This window comes from Streptomyces sp. NPDC049813, assembly GCF_044465085.1.
Lineage (GTDB): Bacteria > Actinomycetota > Actinomycetes > Streptomycetales > Streptomycetaceae > Streptomyces.
Window position 1 is genome coordinate 451054 of record NZ_JBITLI010000003.1, and the last position, 13213, is coordinate 464266.

Here is a 13213-nt window from a genome sequence, read left to right on the forward strand (position 1 = left end):
TCTGGCGCGAACCGTGACGCACTCCGAGGAGGTGGGACCCATGACAGCAGTACGCACGTGGGTGCTCTCCTCCTTCTCACGGGCCGGCCACTGACATAGGTCGCCGGGGGCGCCCGTACTGGGCGATTCCGAGAGGCAGAGACCTATGGACACCACAGAGATCACCCGCGTGGCCGACCGGCACTGGCACGCGCTGGAGGACGACCAGGTGGTCGGCCGGGGCGAGACCTGGCGCAGGCACGACGGCCGGACCTTCCTGAGCATCGACGCCTGGCACGACTCGGCGTTCGACCGGCTGGCCGCCACCATGCTGGCGGAGCTGCCGAGGCCGCTGTACACCCTGGTCGACACCGCGGACACCGCGCTGGCGTCCCAGTGGGAGCGGGCGGGGTTCACGCCCGCGCGCACCGAGCACGTGTACCGCGTACCGACCGACCCGCGGATCACCGGGCTCGGCGCGGCGCGCCCGCCCGAGGGCGTGACGATCCTCCCGCTGGGTGCGGCGGAGAAGGCCCCCCTGCGCGCGTTGGACCGTACGATCAGGGCTGAGGTCGAGGGGACGCTCGGCTGGCGGGAGATGCCGGCCGAGGTGCTGCCGCGCCTGGACGACGCCACCGTGGTCGACCCGACGAAGTACGCGGTCGCCGCCGAGGGCGCCCGGTACGCGGGGCTGCTCCGGGTGGCCCCGGTCCCCCGGCAGCCCAGGATCGGGCTGCTCGCCGTACGGGCGGACCGGCAGCGGCGCGGGATCGCGCGGGCGCTCCTGGCGGACGTACTGAACTCCCTGCACCGGTCCGGAATCCAGCGGGCCACGGCCGAGATCGGCGCGGCCAACACGGCCGCCGCCGCACTGTTCGACGGCATCGGCGCGGAACGCGTCGGAACCAACCTGGAGGTCGTACTTCACTGATGTCAAAGACCGGTATCGAGATCGAGGGCACCGTCACCGAGTGCCTGCGCAACGCCACGTTCCAAGTGGAGCTGACCAACGGGCACAAGGTGCTCGCCCACATCAGCGGCAAGATCCGCAAGAACTACATCAAGATCCTGCCGTTCGACCGGGTCCTGGTGGAACTGAGCCCCTACGACCTGACGCGCGGCCGGATCCTCTACCGCTACCGCAACTGACCCGACGCACGGTGCTGTCCGGGAGCAGGTGGTGACCGAAACGGTGGGGTGGATGGGGATGCGCGTAGAAGGATTCTGGAAGGGCCTTGGGGAGTTCCTGACGGACACCGTGGGGGACGCCGTGGCCGAGGTGGTGCTCACGGTACTGGCGTGCGCCCTCCTGGCGGCCTTGGCGGGAATCGCGTACCTGAGCTGGTCGTTCAGCCCGCGCGGCACGCTCGCCGGAGCCGGGGTGTTCAGCCTGCTGTTCGCCCATGGTGTGTGGCGCCTGTACCGGAAGTCCGTACCTGGGCGCGGCCACCGCGTCCTGGCCGCCGTCACCACCACCCTGGTCGTGGTGACTGCCTGCACGGTGGCGTTCTTGCTGTTCTACGCGTCCGGCTGCGGCTGCGTCTGACCCGACCGCTTTTCGCGAAGCACCACGCGTGACGGCGCGACGCGAAGGGCCGCGCCCCGGGCAACCCCCGGGCGCGGCCCCAACTACTGCGACCTGTCGCCTACTTGCGGATCAGGCTGCGCAGCACGTACTGCATGATGCCGCCGTTGCGGTAGTAGTCCGCCTCGCCGGGGGTGTCGATGCGGACGACCGCGTCGAACTCCACGCCGGTGTCGGTGGTGACCTTGACCGTGCTCGGGGTGGTGCCGTTGTTCAGCTCCTCGACGCCGGTGAAGGAGAAGGTCTCCTCGCCGGTGAGGCCGAGCGAGGACGCGGACTGGCCCTCGGGGAACTGGAGCGGCAGTACGCCCATGCCGATGAGGTTCGAGCGGTGGATGCGCTCGTAGGACTCGGCGATGACGGCCTTGACGCCGAGGAGCGCGGTGCCCTTGGCGGCCCAGTCGCGGGACGAGCCGGAGCCGTACTCCTTGCCGGCCAGGATGGCCAGCGGGGTGCCCTGCTCGATGTAGTTGCGCGAGGCGTCGTAGATGAAGGAGACGGGGGCGTCCTCCTTCGTGAAGTCGCGGGTGTAGCCGCCCTCGGTGCCCGGCGCGATCTGGTTGCGCAGGCGGATGTTGGCGAACGTGCCGCGGATCATGACCTCGTGGTTGCCCCGGCGCGAGCCGTAGGAGTTGAAGTCACGACGCTCCACACCGTGCTCGGTGAGGTACTTGCCGGCCGGGGTGTCGGCCTTGATCGCGCCGGCCGGGGAGATGTGGTCGGTGGTGACCGAGTCGCCCAGCTTGGCGAGGACGCGGGCGCCCGTGATGTCGGAGACCGGGGTGGTCTCCATCGTCATGCCCTCGAAGTACGGGGGCTTGCGGACGTAGGTGGACTCGCTGTCCCACTCGAAGGTGTCGCCGGTCGGGATCGGCAGCGCCTGCCACTGGGCGTCGCCCGCGAAGACGTCCTGGTAGGACTTGTTGAACATGTCCTCGCCGATGGCGTTCGCCACGACGTCGTTGACCTCGGCCCCGGTCGGCCAGATGTCGGCCAGGTGGACGGGCTTGCCGTCCTGGTCGACGCCGAGCGCGTCCTTGGTGATGTCGACCTTCATCGAGCCCGCGATGGCGTACGCGACGACCAGCGGCGGGGACGCCAGGTAGTTCATCTTGACGTCGGGGTTGATGCGGCCCTCGAAGTTCCGGTTGCCGGAGAGGACCGAGGTGACGGCGAGGTCGTGGTCGTTGACGGCCTTCGACACCTCCTCGGGCAGCGGGCCCGAGTTGCCGATGCAGGTGGTGCAGCCGTAGCCGACGAGGTTGAAGCCGACCTTGTCGAGGTAGGGGGTGAGCCCCGCCTTGTCGAAGTAGTCGGTGACGACCTTGGAGCCCGGGGCGAGGGTGGTCTTGACCCACGGCTTGCGGGTCAGGCCCTTCTCGACGGCCTTCTTCGCGACGAGCGCGGCGGCGACCATCACGTACGGGTTCGAGGTGTTGGTGCAGGAGGTGATGGCCGCGACCGTCACCGCGCCGTGGTCCAGCTCGTAGGTGGAGCCGTCGGGGGCGGTCACCAGGACCGGGTTCGACGGGACGCCGTCCGTGGTGGCCGGGGCGTCGGAGGCCGGGAAGGACTCCTTGCCGGCCTCGTCGACCGAGTCGACGTAGTTGCGCACGTCGGTCTTGAACTGCTCGGCGGCGTTGGCGAGGACGATGCGGTCCTGCGGGCGCTTCGGGCCGGCGATCGAGGGGACGACCGTGGCGAGGTCGAGCTCCAGCTTCTCGGAGAAGTCGGGCTCGGCGGCCGGGTCGAGCCAGAGGCCCTGCTCCTTGGCGTACGCCTCGACGAGCGCGACCTGCTGGGCGTCGCGGCCGGTCAGACGCAGGTAGTTCAGGGTCTCCTCGTCGATCGGGAAGATCGCGGCGGTGGAGCCGAACTCCGGCGACATGTTGCCGATGGTGGCGCGGTTGGCGAGGGAGGTGGCGGCGACGCCCTCACCGTAGAACTCGACGAACTTGCCGACGACGCCGTGCTTGCGCAGCATCTCGGTGATCGTGAGCACGAGGTCGGTGGCGGTGGTGCCGGGCTTGAGCTCACCGGTCAGCTTGAAGCCGACGACGCGCGGGATGAGCATGGAGACCGGCTGGCCGAGCATCGCGGCCTCGGCCTCGATGCCGCCGACGCCCCAGCCGAGCACGCCCAGGCCGTTGACCATCGTGGTGTGCGAGTCGGTGCCGACCAGCGTGTCGGGGTACGCCTGGCCGTTCCGCACCATGACCGTGCGAGCCAGGTGCTCGATGTTGACCTGGTGGACGATGCCGGTGCCCGGGGGGACGACCTTGAAGTCGTCGAAGGCGGTCTGGCCCCAGCGCAGGAACTGGTAGCGCTCCTTGTTGCGGCCGTACTCCAGCTCGACGTTCTGGCCGAAGGCGTCCTTCGTGCCGAACTTGTCGGCGATGACGGAGTGGTCGATGACCAGCTCGGCCGGGGAGAGCGGGTTGACCTTGGCCGGGTCGCCGCCCAGCTCCTTGACGGCCTCACGCATGGTGGCGAGGTCGACGACACAGGGCACGCCGGTGAAGTCCTGCATGATCACGCGGGCCGGCGTGAACTGGATCTCCTGCGCGGGCTGGGCCTGGGAGTCCCAGCCGCCGAGGGCACGGATGTGGTCGGCGGTGATGTTCGCGCCGTCCTCGGTGCGGAGCAGGTTCTCCAGCAGCACCTTGAGGCTGTAGGGAAGGCGAGCAGAGCCCTCGACCTTGTCCAGCCTGAAGATCTCATACGACTCGTCGCCCACGCGCAGCGTGCTGCGGGCGTCGAAGCTGTTCGCCGACACGACAGTCTCCTTCATTTATGTGCGCGTTCCACCGCAATCCTGCCGCCACGCCACGTTGCCGATCAGCTGAGGTAAGGCTAAGTTAGGTAACCCTTACTACCCTTGCCGTCAGAAGTTCGGCGGTGCCAAGCGGCCGCGGTGCGCCTCGGCAGATATCTCGATGTCGAGATAACTCTAGTACATCACCCCGTGGTGCCTTCAAGCGGTGCCGTCCGCGCCCCCGTGCGCGCGCCCCCACACACCTCTCCCATCGTCGTACGCGGCCGGGGGAAGCACCAGCGCGCCCGGCCGCCGGGCCGCCTGCCACCCTTCGGCCCGGCCGACTGATCGCGGCGCGCCGGGGTATGCGGAGCGCACGGACGGACGGACCGTACGGAAGGAGCCCGCACCCATGCCGCTCACGTTCCGCAAGAGCTTCCGGATACTGCCGGGAGTGCGCCTCAACATCAACCGCAAGTCGTGGTCGGTCACGACGGGCGGCGGTTCGCACGGGCCGCGGCACACGCACAGCAGCACCGGCCGCCGCACAACCTCGATGGACCTGCCGGGCCCCTTCGGGTGGCGCAAGACGACCAAGGCCCGCAGGACCCGGCAGCGCTGAACCGGTCCGGCCGGTCCGTGCCCCACACGGATCCCCAGCTCCGGGTCCCCCGTACGGAGTCCGGAACGGACCGGCCGAGATGCGGCATCTCATATGTGAGATAGCCTTCCGGCATGGCAGACGATTACCTCGTACGCATCGGCAAGCTCATCCGTGACGCCCGCCAGCATCGGGGCTGGACACAGAGTCAGCTCGCCGAGGCGCTCGGCACCAGCCAGAGCGCCGTCAACCGCATCGAGCGCGGCAACCAGAACATCAGTCTTGAGATGATCGCCCGGATCGGCGAGGCGCTGGACAGCGAGATCGTCTCCCTGGGCTACGCGGGCCCGATGCACCTGCGGGTGGTCGGCGGCCGGCGGCTGTCCGGCGCGATCGACGTGAAGACGAGCAAGAACGCGTGTGTCGCGCTGCTGTGCGCCGCGCTGCTGAACGACGGGCGCACGGTGCTGCGCCGGGTCGCGCGGATCGAGGAGGTCTACCGCCTGCTCGAAGTGCTCAGCTCCATCGGCGTGCGCGCCCGCTGGATCAACGACGGCGTGGACCTGGAGATCGTCCCGCCGGCCCGGCTCGACATGGGCGCCATCGACGCGAGCGCGGCCCGCCGCACCCGCTCGATCATCATGTTCCTCGGCCCGCTGCTGCACCGCATGGACCGCTTCCAGCTCCCGTACGCGGGCGGCTGCGACCTCGGCACCCGCACGATCGAACCGCACATGATCGCGCTGCGCCGCTTCGGTCTGGACATCACGGCGACCGAAGGGCTCTACCACGCAGAGGTGCAGGCGGACGTCGCGCCGGACCGCCCGATCGTGCTGACCGAGCGCGGCGACACGGTCACGGAGAACGCGCTGCTGGCCGCCGCCCGGCACGACGGCACCACGGTGATCCGCAACGCCTCGTCCAACTACATGGTCCAGGACCTGTGCTTCTTCCTGGAGGCCCTGGGCGTACGGGTGGAGGGCATCGGCACCACGACCCTCACCGTGCACGGCGTCCCGCACATCGACGTCGACGTCGACTACTCGCCGTCCGAGGACCCGGTCGAGGCGATGAGCCTGCTGGCCGCCGCCGTCGTCACCGAGTCCGAGCTGACCGTGCGCCGGGTGCCGATCGAGTTCCTGGAGATCGAGCTGGCGGTCCTGGAGGAGATGGGCCTCGACCACGACCGCACGGCCGAGTACCCCGCCGACAACGGGCGCACGCGCCTGGTGGACCTCACCGTCCGGCCCTCCAAGCTGGAGGCGCCGATCGACAAGATCCACCCGATGCCGTTCCCCGGCCTGAACATCGACAACGTGCCGTTCTTCGCGGCGATCGCGGCGGCCGCCCAGGGCCAGACCCTCATCCACGACTGGGTCTACGACAACCGCGCGATCTACCTGACGGACCTCAACCGCCTCGGCGGCCGCCTCCAGCTCCTCGACCCGCACCGCGTCCTGGTCGAGGGCCCCACCCGCTGGCGCGCCGCCGAGATGATGTGCCCCCCGGCGCTGCGCCCCGCGGTCGTGGTGCTGCTGGCGATGATGGCGGCGGAGGGCACGTCGGTGCTGCGCAACGTGTATGTCATCAACCGGGGTTACGAGGATCTGGCGGAGCGGCTGAATTCGGTGGGGGCGCAGATCGAGACGTTCCGGGACATCTGACCCTCAAGCGCCGACCCAGCCCCTCCCCGGCCTTCCGCTCGAGGGTGGGGCGGGGAGGGGTGCAGAGGCGCCCTCGGCGACCTCTCGGGGGGAACTTGTGATCCACCAGCCTCCAGTTCCTCGTTCGACCATTGCCCTCCTCTCAAGTCCTGTTGCGCAGACTTGGCCGACAGCCGCCGGAAAGCTTGGTCTGCACCCGTATCGGGTCACCCACGCATGTCACTTCTGTAGCCACCGGTCAGCGGGGCTGCACGCGATGAGCCTTGCCTGCCAGTGATCACACAGGGCTGTGAGCCAGCACCGCCTCGGCCCTAGCGAGGAAACCACGTCCCCCTCTTCCGGTGTTCTGGCTGGGCCCAGCGGCTATACGGCGGGCCCACTGCGGCTGCGTGGCGACTTTCTACTTCCACCACGCACAACATCCGTGCCAGACACGGCCATTTGTGCCGATGCACCCTCTGTGTCAGCCGTTGTAAGCCGCAGCAAACCGGGCCGCAATCTCAGCGGGGCGTACCGGGAACGTCTGCGTGCCCTTGTGCGCTGCGTTAAGCGACCCCATCACCGAGCCGTACATGGCAGCGGTAACGAGGTCCAAGCCACTCAGCACTCCGTGGGCGAAGCCGGCCGCGTAGAAATCCCCGCTCCCCGTCGGGTCCTGGACCGTGGCGGGGACGGGGGCAATATGCTGCACCCGGCCGTCGGCACGCAAGACGGACCCCCGGTCGCCAAGCGTGACGATGTAGGCGCTGAGGAGCCCGGACACTTCGTCCGCGCTCGCTTGCAATGAAGCCCGAACCGTTCTGTCCTCCGTCTCGTTGACGATCACGTAGTCCGCAGCCCCCAGGAGCTGTCGAAGCTGTTCGTTCCGGTAGTCGGCGACGGAGTGGGAGGGCAGCCAGAGTACTGGGATGCCCTGATGTTTGAGGGACTGCATTTGCCGGATCACCGACGTGGTGGTGCTGGGAGCCAGCATCGCCAACGAAGCACCAGCCGCGCTGGTCGGCACCGGGGCGTGCCTGGCCACTGCCCCCGGATGGAAGGCGATCAATTGGGCACCGGCGACGTCCGTCAACACCACGCATCGCGCGGTCAGAAGATCGGGGTGCTCCATGACGGCCGACAGGTCGACCGATTGATTACGCAAGTGTCGTGTATACGCACCCGCGTCGCGTCCGATGGACGCAACCAGGATAGGAGTGTGTCCAAGACCTGCAAGCGCGTATCCGATCGTGCCGGCGCAGCCACCGAAAGCGGTGTGCGCCTTCACCGCGACAAAGGACCGGCGTACGGAAGCCGGGTGATCATCGGTCGGCCACAACGTTCCTTCGACCTGGAGAATCTCGTCGAAAGCCAAGGCTCCGCACACCACGACCCGCGCGCCGGACAATGATGACTTCTCGTCGACGCCCCTCTTCATCGGTGCGCCGACATCTGGTCACGACCGGTCAGCGAGTTCGATATCATAAACGGTGACCCAGTCGTTGTCCTGCATTGTAGGGTAGATCGTCTTCAAATCATGTCGCATGTGTGCGACGTCCCGGAAGCCGTCTTTTTCGGCGTCTTCAAGCGTCAGTTCCCCGAAGCGGTGGTAACGCACTCCGTTAATTTGGACATGCTCTGCGGGGTGAGTCCGATCACCAGGTCCGTAGTCACTAGTTTCAAAAAGTGGAAGACGCTTACTGAACGGAATCTCAACGGCGTCCCGCCGGAAACGGATTGTTGTGTGTTTCTGCCCTTGACGCATCCAATCCAGATACTGTCCATACAAGGGGAATTGGGTACGTACGAAAACAACAGATTCGGTGTAGTCCTGGAGCTGGCGGATGACAGACCGCACGGAGGGAACGGACACGTCGACAGCAGTGGGTGATCCCGCTCGGAAAACTTGCATGCTCAGATCATCGAACGAACCTTCCAGAGGGAGGTCGGAGGGGGCAGGGGACAGGGACTTCACAACGATGAACCTTCCGAGGACAAGCACATTGACAGGCATGGAGCTGAACGAATCAACGGCTTGTTCCATGGTCTGAACGATGGGCGAACCACCGTGATTGAAGCTGGTGTTCAGCAATACCGGAATCCCCGTCATGCCGTAGAAGCTGTAGAGAGTGCGGGACAGCGGGCTGTTCTCGCCGTCCTCGACAGTCTGGACACGCGCCGTACCGTCCGCGTTGACCACGGCCGGGATCTGCTGCAGCGCCCGCGGTGTCGCTTGCAGCGCGAAGGACATGAAGGGACTCGAAGCCACCGGAGCGAACCAGTCCTGCATGTGCGACGCCAGCGCTGCAGGCGCGAAGGGCATAAACCAGTCCCGCCGTTTGAGGGCGTTTAGTTCATGCACGACGTCTGCTCGCCGCGGGTCCGCGAGGATACTCCGGGCGCCCAACGCCCGCGGCCCGAATTCTGACTGCCGTTGGAAGACACATACAACCGATCCCGCCGCCAGGAACTTCGCAGCGATGTCGGAAAAATCAGCCGTTTCGAATACGACGTAGGACGTCAGTCCGCACTTCTTCAGGGTCCCCGCGACAGCCGCAGAATCAATCTTGTCCCCCGGTCCGACGCAGGCGTCCAAGCTTGTGTTGATTGATGGCACTGCAAATCCTCGGTTTCCATCTGCCGTCAGAGCGGCATACACGTTTCCAAGACACTGGCCGTCGTCACCAGGGGCGCTGGGAACATAGACACCACCCGGGAAGACTTCGAGTAAGGTGCCGTTGGCCACAACATTCAGCGCCGTGCCGCCGGCTAGACACACCCGATCCACACCGTGCTTCTTCGCCAGCACGGTGAGTTTTTTCCGTAATGCATCTTCGATGCTACGTTGAATAAACGCGGCTAAATCGCGATGGATGCGAAGAATCGCTCCTTTGGGTGACCTCGGCTCGCCAAAGTTAACCCCGAGGGCCCGCCCCAGTCGCGTGATCATTCCGATCGGATCGCCAGGATCGTTCCTGATGGGTGCAGACAGGTGGTGGCCGTCGAAAGAGAAGAGCTCCGCGGGTACGGCATCTCTGTCGCCGTGGCCGGCCAGGGCCATCGTGTAGGAAGAGTAAACGGAGGACGTCCAGCCAAGGTAGTGGGTGAAGGCGCGGTACATCTCTCCTAACCCGACGTCGAACGGCTTGTCAAAGTCACGATCGATGAGCCTGATGCCGCTCCTCTTGTCCGCCAAGTAATAGGACGCCTGTTCCCGGGGGTGTTCCCACCATCGTGCGGTCACCTCCGGGCCGCTCAGGGTGTTTCCGCCAGCGTCGTTGATCACGACCAGGGAGCGGTCGTACCCCGACGCATGAAATGCCAGTGCCGCATGGGAGAAATGGTGGTTGACAGAGACCAGTTTCGGGTGCGCCTCGAGAGGGTGCCCCTTCAGCGCCGCCGTTTCGGGTTCGCAACAAGTGCTCACGGCAACGATGTCGATGTCCCGGTCGAGGTCCAAGCCGGTGTGGCGGAGCAGGGCCGACAGTGACTCCTCATAGCCGCAGGCATATTTCCTGCCTTGCGCCTTATCCTCCGATAGAGCGAATATCTCACCGTCGACATAGAGCGCTGATCCGCCGTTGCGAATACGCTGCCCTCCGAGAGTCTGCTGCTTGCTGACTCCTAATACCTTCATCTGCTGCCTCCCCAGGGCCATGACGGCCACACGGTGGAAAGGGTCCGGGTCGGCCCGGTCAATGTCAGGACGAAAATAACCGTAGCGACGTTGCGCACGACGTCCTCCGGGAGTCGGCCGACATGAGGCCAGAACATGAGGGCCGCGCATGCCAGGATCAGGCACAACATGGCGATGAAGCGAGCTGGTTCTGGATTGGTCACCGTGAGAGGCAGATAGAGCGACGTCAGGGCGTTATTGGTGGTCGCTGCATCGGGCCGGTGCGGAATTTCCATAGAGGTCCGCTCACCAGGGCTGAGATGCAGGACCCGCAGCACGAAGGTGAGCATGTCGTACTTTCCCACGGCCTGCTGACGGGACCGCAATGCAGTGACATGTGCATCGAACGTGTTCACCTCTATGCTGTGAGACGGAATCGTCCCGACTCCCGGCCGGGGGACATGCTGGAAGACCCGGAGGGAGTACACGGTGTTCGACTGGACGAGAAATGACTCGGCCCGCACCCCGGCAGCTTTACCGTCGGGCCCGAAGAGCCCGACGACCTTCAAAAACTCGATCCCTTCGTACACCGGCGCCGTCGCAATCGCAGAGATGGCGTTGCCCCACGCGGTCAGATCGCTGGAATCGACGCGGTTGAATCCGTTACCGACCGTGCTGCGGAAGACTGAGGCGTCCTGCATGGGCTGCCCGGCGGCGCCTGGCAGCCAATTATGTTGCGCAGCGAAAGTGGCGGTATGGTCGATCACCTCTTGCTGTCGCACGTTCTCCGCGGTGGAGTACTCCACTAGGTCGCCCAGGTGGTACTCAAAGTAGACGATGCGGCCCACTGGTTGAACCGTGACTATCTTGCCCCACCGCACGGGAATCAACTTGTTGTTGTCCGGGTCTCGCAGAGTTATGAGTACTGCGCTTCCGAGCAGGCTCTGGATGTCGTTCCTTAACTGTGGGGCGATCCACAGGGCGTCGAATCTGTTCCTGTATCGCATTCCAGCGGGTAACGCCATGATCTCGTTCATGTCGAAGCAGTACGGCGGATGAGCGTGAATAATGAAGCAAAGGTGCTCGACTCCGGTCCCCCCGTTTGCCATGATCGTCCCCCAGTCGCATGCTCGGCATGACCGACCGGCGGCCCGCGGGCCGCCGATGAAATGAGCATAGCGACAGAGGTGGCTGGTCAGGCAGTGTTCGTAGCAAATCCCCTTACCCTGCCTGCACGGAAAGATCGACTTTCCGTGCCGCTGACCATGTGCGCGCTGGCAGGAACGTATCTTCCGCCGACAAACTGTTCCTATCGCTGATTGCGTACAGTGCCGACGAGGCGCCCGGACCGAGAGGGCGGTTCGTCCGGCAGCAGGTGGACCGCTTGCAACGGCCGTCGTCAATGGCCGGGTTGTCGAGGGAGGAGACACAGGCGCGTTCGAAGGATGTCGCGTGCCTCTCGCCTCGCTGGTCTCACCGGATGGGAAATCAGCGGCAGATGGGGGTGGTCAAGATCAGGATGTCCGCGCTCAGTACGGCGGCCCGGAGTCGCTGCCTGGCGCCGCGGTCGCCCATTCGCGACCGCGCGCGGCGGGGCGGGCTAGTCGGGTTCCATCGCGGTGGGGCACACGGGCCGTCCGCTCCTCTATCGGTTGGCGTGATGATTCGCTCCGATAGTGTCGCGCTGCTACGCGGCGCACCGGGCATGGCCAGTGCGAAAGGTCGCGCCCCGCGTGGTCATCGCAGGGCGCGAGCGGTCTCCGCGGGATCTAGTGCGGGACCGGGCACACCCCCGCCGCCGTGGCGACCGTGTTGTAGGTGGGGGTCGCCGGCGTCGTCACCGTGGTGCTGCCGAGTTGCTTGAGGATCTCGTCGGAGAGCAGGTCCTGCTGGCCCTTGAGGGCGTCGGCGACCGTCGTGTCCTTGGGGAAGACCAGCTCGGCGGCGATGTTGTCCTGCACGATGCGGGCGAGGTTGTCGAGCGCGGTGAAGATCGGGTCGGCCGGCGGCTCCAGGCCCGGCAGGTCGATGAGGTGCGTCGAGACCTTCGCCGCGTTCATGCAGTCCTTGAGGATGATGGTGTTCTGGTTGAGGACGCTGGTCGTCCACTGGGAGAGCACCACGCAGTAGAGGTCGGACCAGGCCGCCTCGCCGACCTTGGCGCGCCACGTCTTCATGATCTCCCGTACGCCCTTGATCTGGGCCTGGGAGGCGTGCTCCATGTTGGTGCGGATCGCCGGGTAGACGCTCCCGGAGAAGTCCTCGAAGGACTTCATGTCGAAGCGCTTCGCGGCGATCGACGCGTTGATGAACTTCAGGCCGCCGTCGAGGATCGTGGCGCAGGACGTGGTCAGCGCGGCGGGCAGCGCCGCCGCGGTGAGGTTGGCGCGCGCGGTGGTGAGCTTGGCCGCGTAGGCCTTGAGGGGTTCGATCCAGGCGGTCGACGCCTCGTCGTTGAAGGCGACCATCACCAGGTCGTGCGGGTCGATGCGGTTCGCGTTCGGCAGGTTCGGGATCTTGTCCGCCAGGTAGGAGGCGATCACCGAGAAGATGCCCAGCGGGACGTGAGCGATGGACTTGGCCAGCTCGAACGTCTGCGGGACCGGGTTCGCGGACTCCTGCCCGTCCTTGGTCACGAGGGTGAAGCGGCCGCCCTTGGCGTCGTTCTGGACCACGACCACCGGGGCGAGGTGCTTGATCAACTCGGCCTTCAGCGTGGCGTAGTTGGCCCGCATGCCGGCGTTGACCGCGAAGAGCGAGTCGCGGGCCTGGGTCTGCGTGACCGCCGCCGTCGTCGTCTCCGCCGCCGCGCTCGGGGCCGCCGTGGCGCCGATCAGCGCGGCCGTGCCGATACCGGTGGCGCCGCCTATGAATCCTCTGCGCGTAGCCATCTTCGTTCTCTCCCTGGGGATTTGAGGTGCGGTTTCTTGTGGGGCGGGGGGATCACGTACATGGGGGGACCTTCTTTGGGGGGATTGGGGGGATTGAGGGATTGGGGGGAGTGTGGTTCTTCTGGGGGGCGGGGGGTGTCAGG

General features: G+C 66.3%; 10 protein-coding genes. 5 read left to right on the forward strand and 5 right to left on the reverse strand.

Features of this window, described 5'->3' with window-relative positions:
• The first annotated feature begins 145 nt into the window (after positions 1 to 145).
• From ACIBW6_RS09420 to ACIBW6_RS09430, 3 genes are read left to right on the forward strand one after another with little or no spacing between them, the layout of a single operon-like run.
• On the forward strand, positions 146 to 910 hold the full coding sequence (locus tag ACIBW6_RS09420; RefSeq protein ID WP_399058441.1) for a GNAT family N-acetyltransferase: 765 nt from the start codon (positions 146 to 148) through the stop codon (positions 908 to 910).
• Positions 910 to 1128 (forward strand): translation initiation factor IF-1, encoded by a 219-nt coding sequence (infA, locus tag ACIBW6_RS09425; protein WP_356492940.1) that lies wholly within the window; start codon positions 910 to 912, stop codon positions 1126 to 1128. Before ACIBW6_RS09420 ends, infA begins: the two co-directional genes overlap by 1 nt.
• 58 nt (positions 1129 to 1186) lie before the next feature.
• The gene (locus ACIBW6_RS09430) at positions 1187 to 1525 is read left to right on the forward strand and encodes a lysine transporter LysE (protein WP_399058443.1); all 339 of its coding nucleotides are present in this window, start codon (positions 1187 to 1189) and stop codon (positions 1523 to 1525) included.
• A 100-nt stretch (positions 1526 to 1625) separates the two neighbouring features.
• Here the strand turns inward: ACIBW6_RS09430 and acnA are convergent, their stop codons facing one another.
• Entirely contained in the window at positions 1626 to 4340 is a 2715-nt protein-coding gene (gene acnA, locus ACIBW6_RS09435; RefSeq protein ID WP_399058445.1) for an aconitate hydratase AcnA, read from the reverse strand.
• Positions 4341 to 4731: 391 nt separating this feature from the next.
• Between acnA and ACIBW6_RS09440 the strand changes: the two genes are divergently transcribed.
• Positions 4732 to 4941: a DUF4236 domain-containing protein gene (locus ACIBW6_RS09440; protein ID WP_399058447.1), complete on the forward strand. Its 210-nt coding sequence runs from the start codon at positions 4732 to 4734 to the stop codon at positions 4939 to 4941.
• A gap of 113 nt (positions 4942 to 5054) precedes the next feature.
• On the forward strand, positions 5055 to 6584 hold the full coding sequence (locus tag ACIBW6_RS09445; RefSeq protein ID WP_399058449.1) for a helix-turn-helix domain-containing protein: 1530 nt from the start codon (positions 5055 to 5057) through the stop codon (positions 6582 to 6584).
• Positions 6585 to 7047: 463 nt separating this feature from the next.
• On the opposite strand, the gene ACIBW6_RS09450 is transcribed toward ACIBW6_RS09445, so the two are convergent.
• From ACIBW6_RS09450 to ACIBW6_RS09465, 4 genes are all read right to left on the reverse strand, one after another.
• Entirely contained in the window at positions 7048 to 8001 is a 954-nt protein-coding gene (locus ACIBW6_RS09450; RefSeq protein WP_399058451.1) for a PfkB family carbohydrate kinase, read from the reverse strand.
• 18 nt (positions 8002 to 8019) lie between these two features.
• On the reverse strand, positions 8020 to 10221 hold the full coding sequence (locus ACIBW6_RS09455) for a carbamoyltransferase C-terminal domain-containing protein (protein ID WP_399058798.1): 2202 nt from the start codon (positions 10219 to 10221) through the stop codon (positions 8020 to 8022).
• On the reverse strand, positions 10197 to 11216 hold the full coding sequence (locus ACIBW6_RS09460) for a hypothetical protein (RefSeq protein WP_399058453.1): 1020 nt from the start codon (positions 11214 to 11216) through the stop codon (positions 10197 to 10199). The genes ACIBW6_RS09455 and ACIBW6_RS09460 overlap by 25 nt, the downstream gene beginning before the upstream one ends.
• Positions 11217 to 11948: 732 nt before the next feature.
• Complete coding sequence (locus ACIBW6_RS09465) at positions 11949 to 13070, reverse strand: hypothetical protein (RefSeq protein WP_399058455.1); 1122 nt, start codon at positions 13068 to 13070, stop codon at positions 11949 to 11951.
• Positions 13071 to 13213 lie beyond the last annotated feature (143 nt).

Excerpts from the sequence above, each read along its gene's own strand:
- ACIBW6_RS09420 (WP_399058441.1), top strand. The coding sequence starts at position 146 with ATGGACACCACAGAGATCACCCGCGTGGCCGACCGGCACTGGCACGCG.
- infA (WP_356492940.1), top strand. The coding sequence starts at position 910 with ATGTCAAAGACCGGTATCGAGATCGAGGGCACCGTCACCGAGTGCCTG.
- ACIBW6_RS09430 (WP_399058443.1), top strand. The coding sequence starts at position 1,187 with ATGCGCGTAGAAGGATTCTGGAAGGGCCTTGGGGAGTTCCTGACGGAC.
- ACIBW6_RS09440 (WP_399058447.1), top strand. The coding sequence starts at position 4,732 with ATGCCGCTCACGTTCCGCAAGAGCTTCCGGATACTGCCGGGAGTGCGC.
- ACIBW6_RS09445 (WP_399058449.1), top strand. The coding sequence starts at position 5,055 with ATGGCAGACGATTACCTCGTACGCATCGGCAAGCTCATCCGTGACGCC.
- ACIBW6_RS09450 (WP_399058451.1), bottom strand. The coding sequence starts at position 8,001 with ATGAAGAGGGGCGTCGACGAGAAGTCATCATTGTCCGGCGCGCGGGTC.
- ACIBW6_RS09455 (WP_399058798.1), bottom strand. The coding sequence starts at position 10,221 with ATGGCCCTGGGGAGGCAGCAGATGAAGGTATTAGGAGTCAGCAAGCAG.
- ACIBW6_RS09460 (WP_399058453.1), bottom strand. The coding sequence starts at position 11,216 with ATGAACGAGATCATGGCGTTACCCGCTGGAATGCGATACAGGAACAGA.
- ACIBW6_RS09465 (WP_399058455.1), bottom strand. The coding sequence starts at position 13,070 with ATGGCTACGCGCAGAGGATTCATAGGCGGCGCCACCGGTATCGGCACG.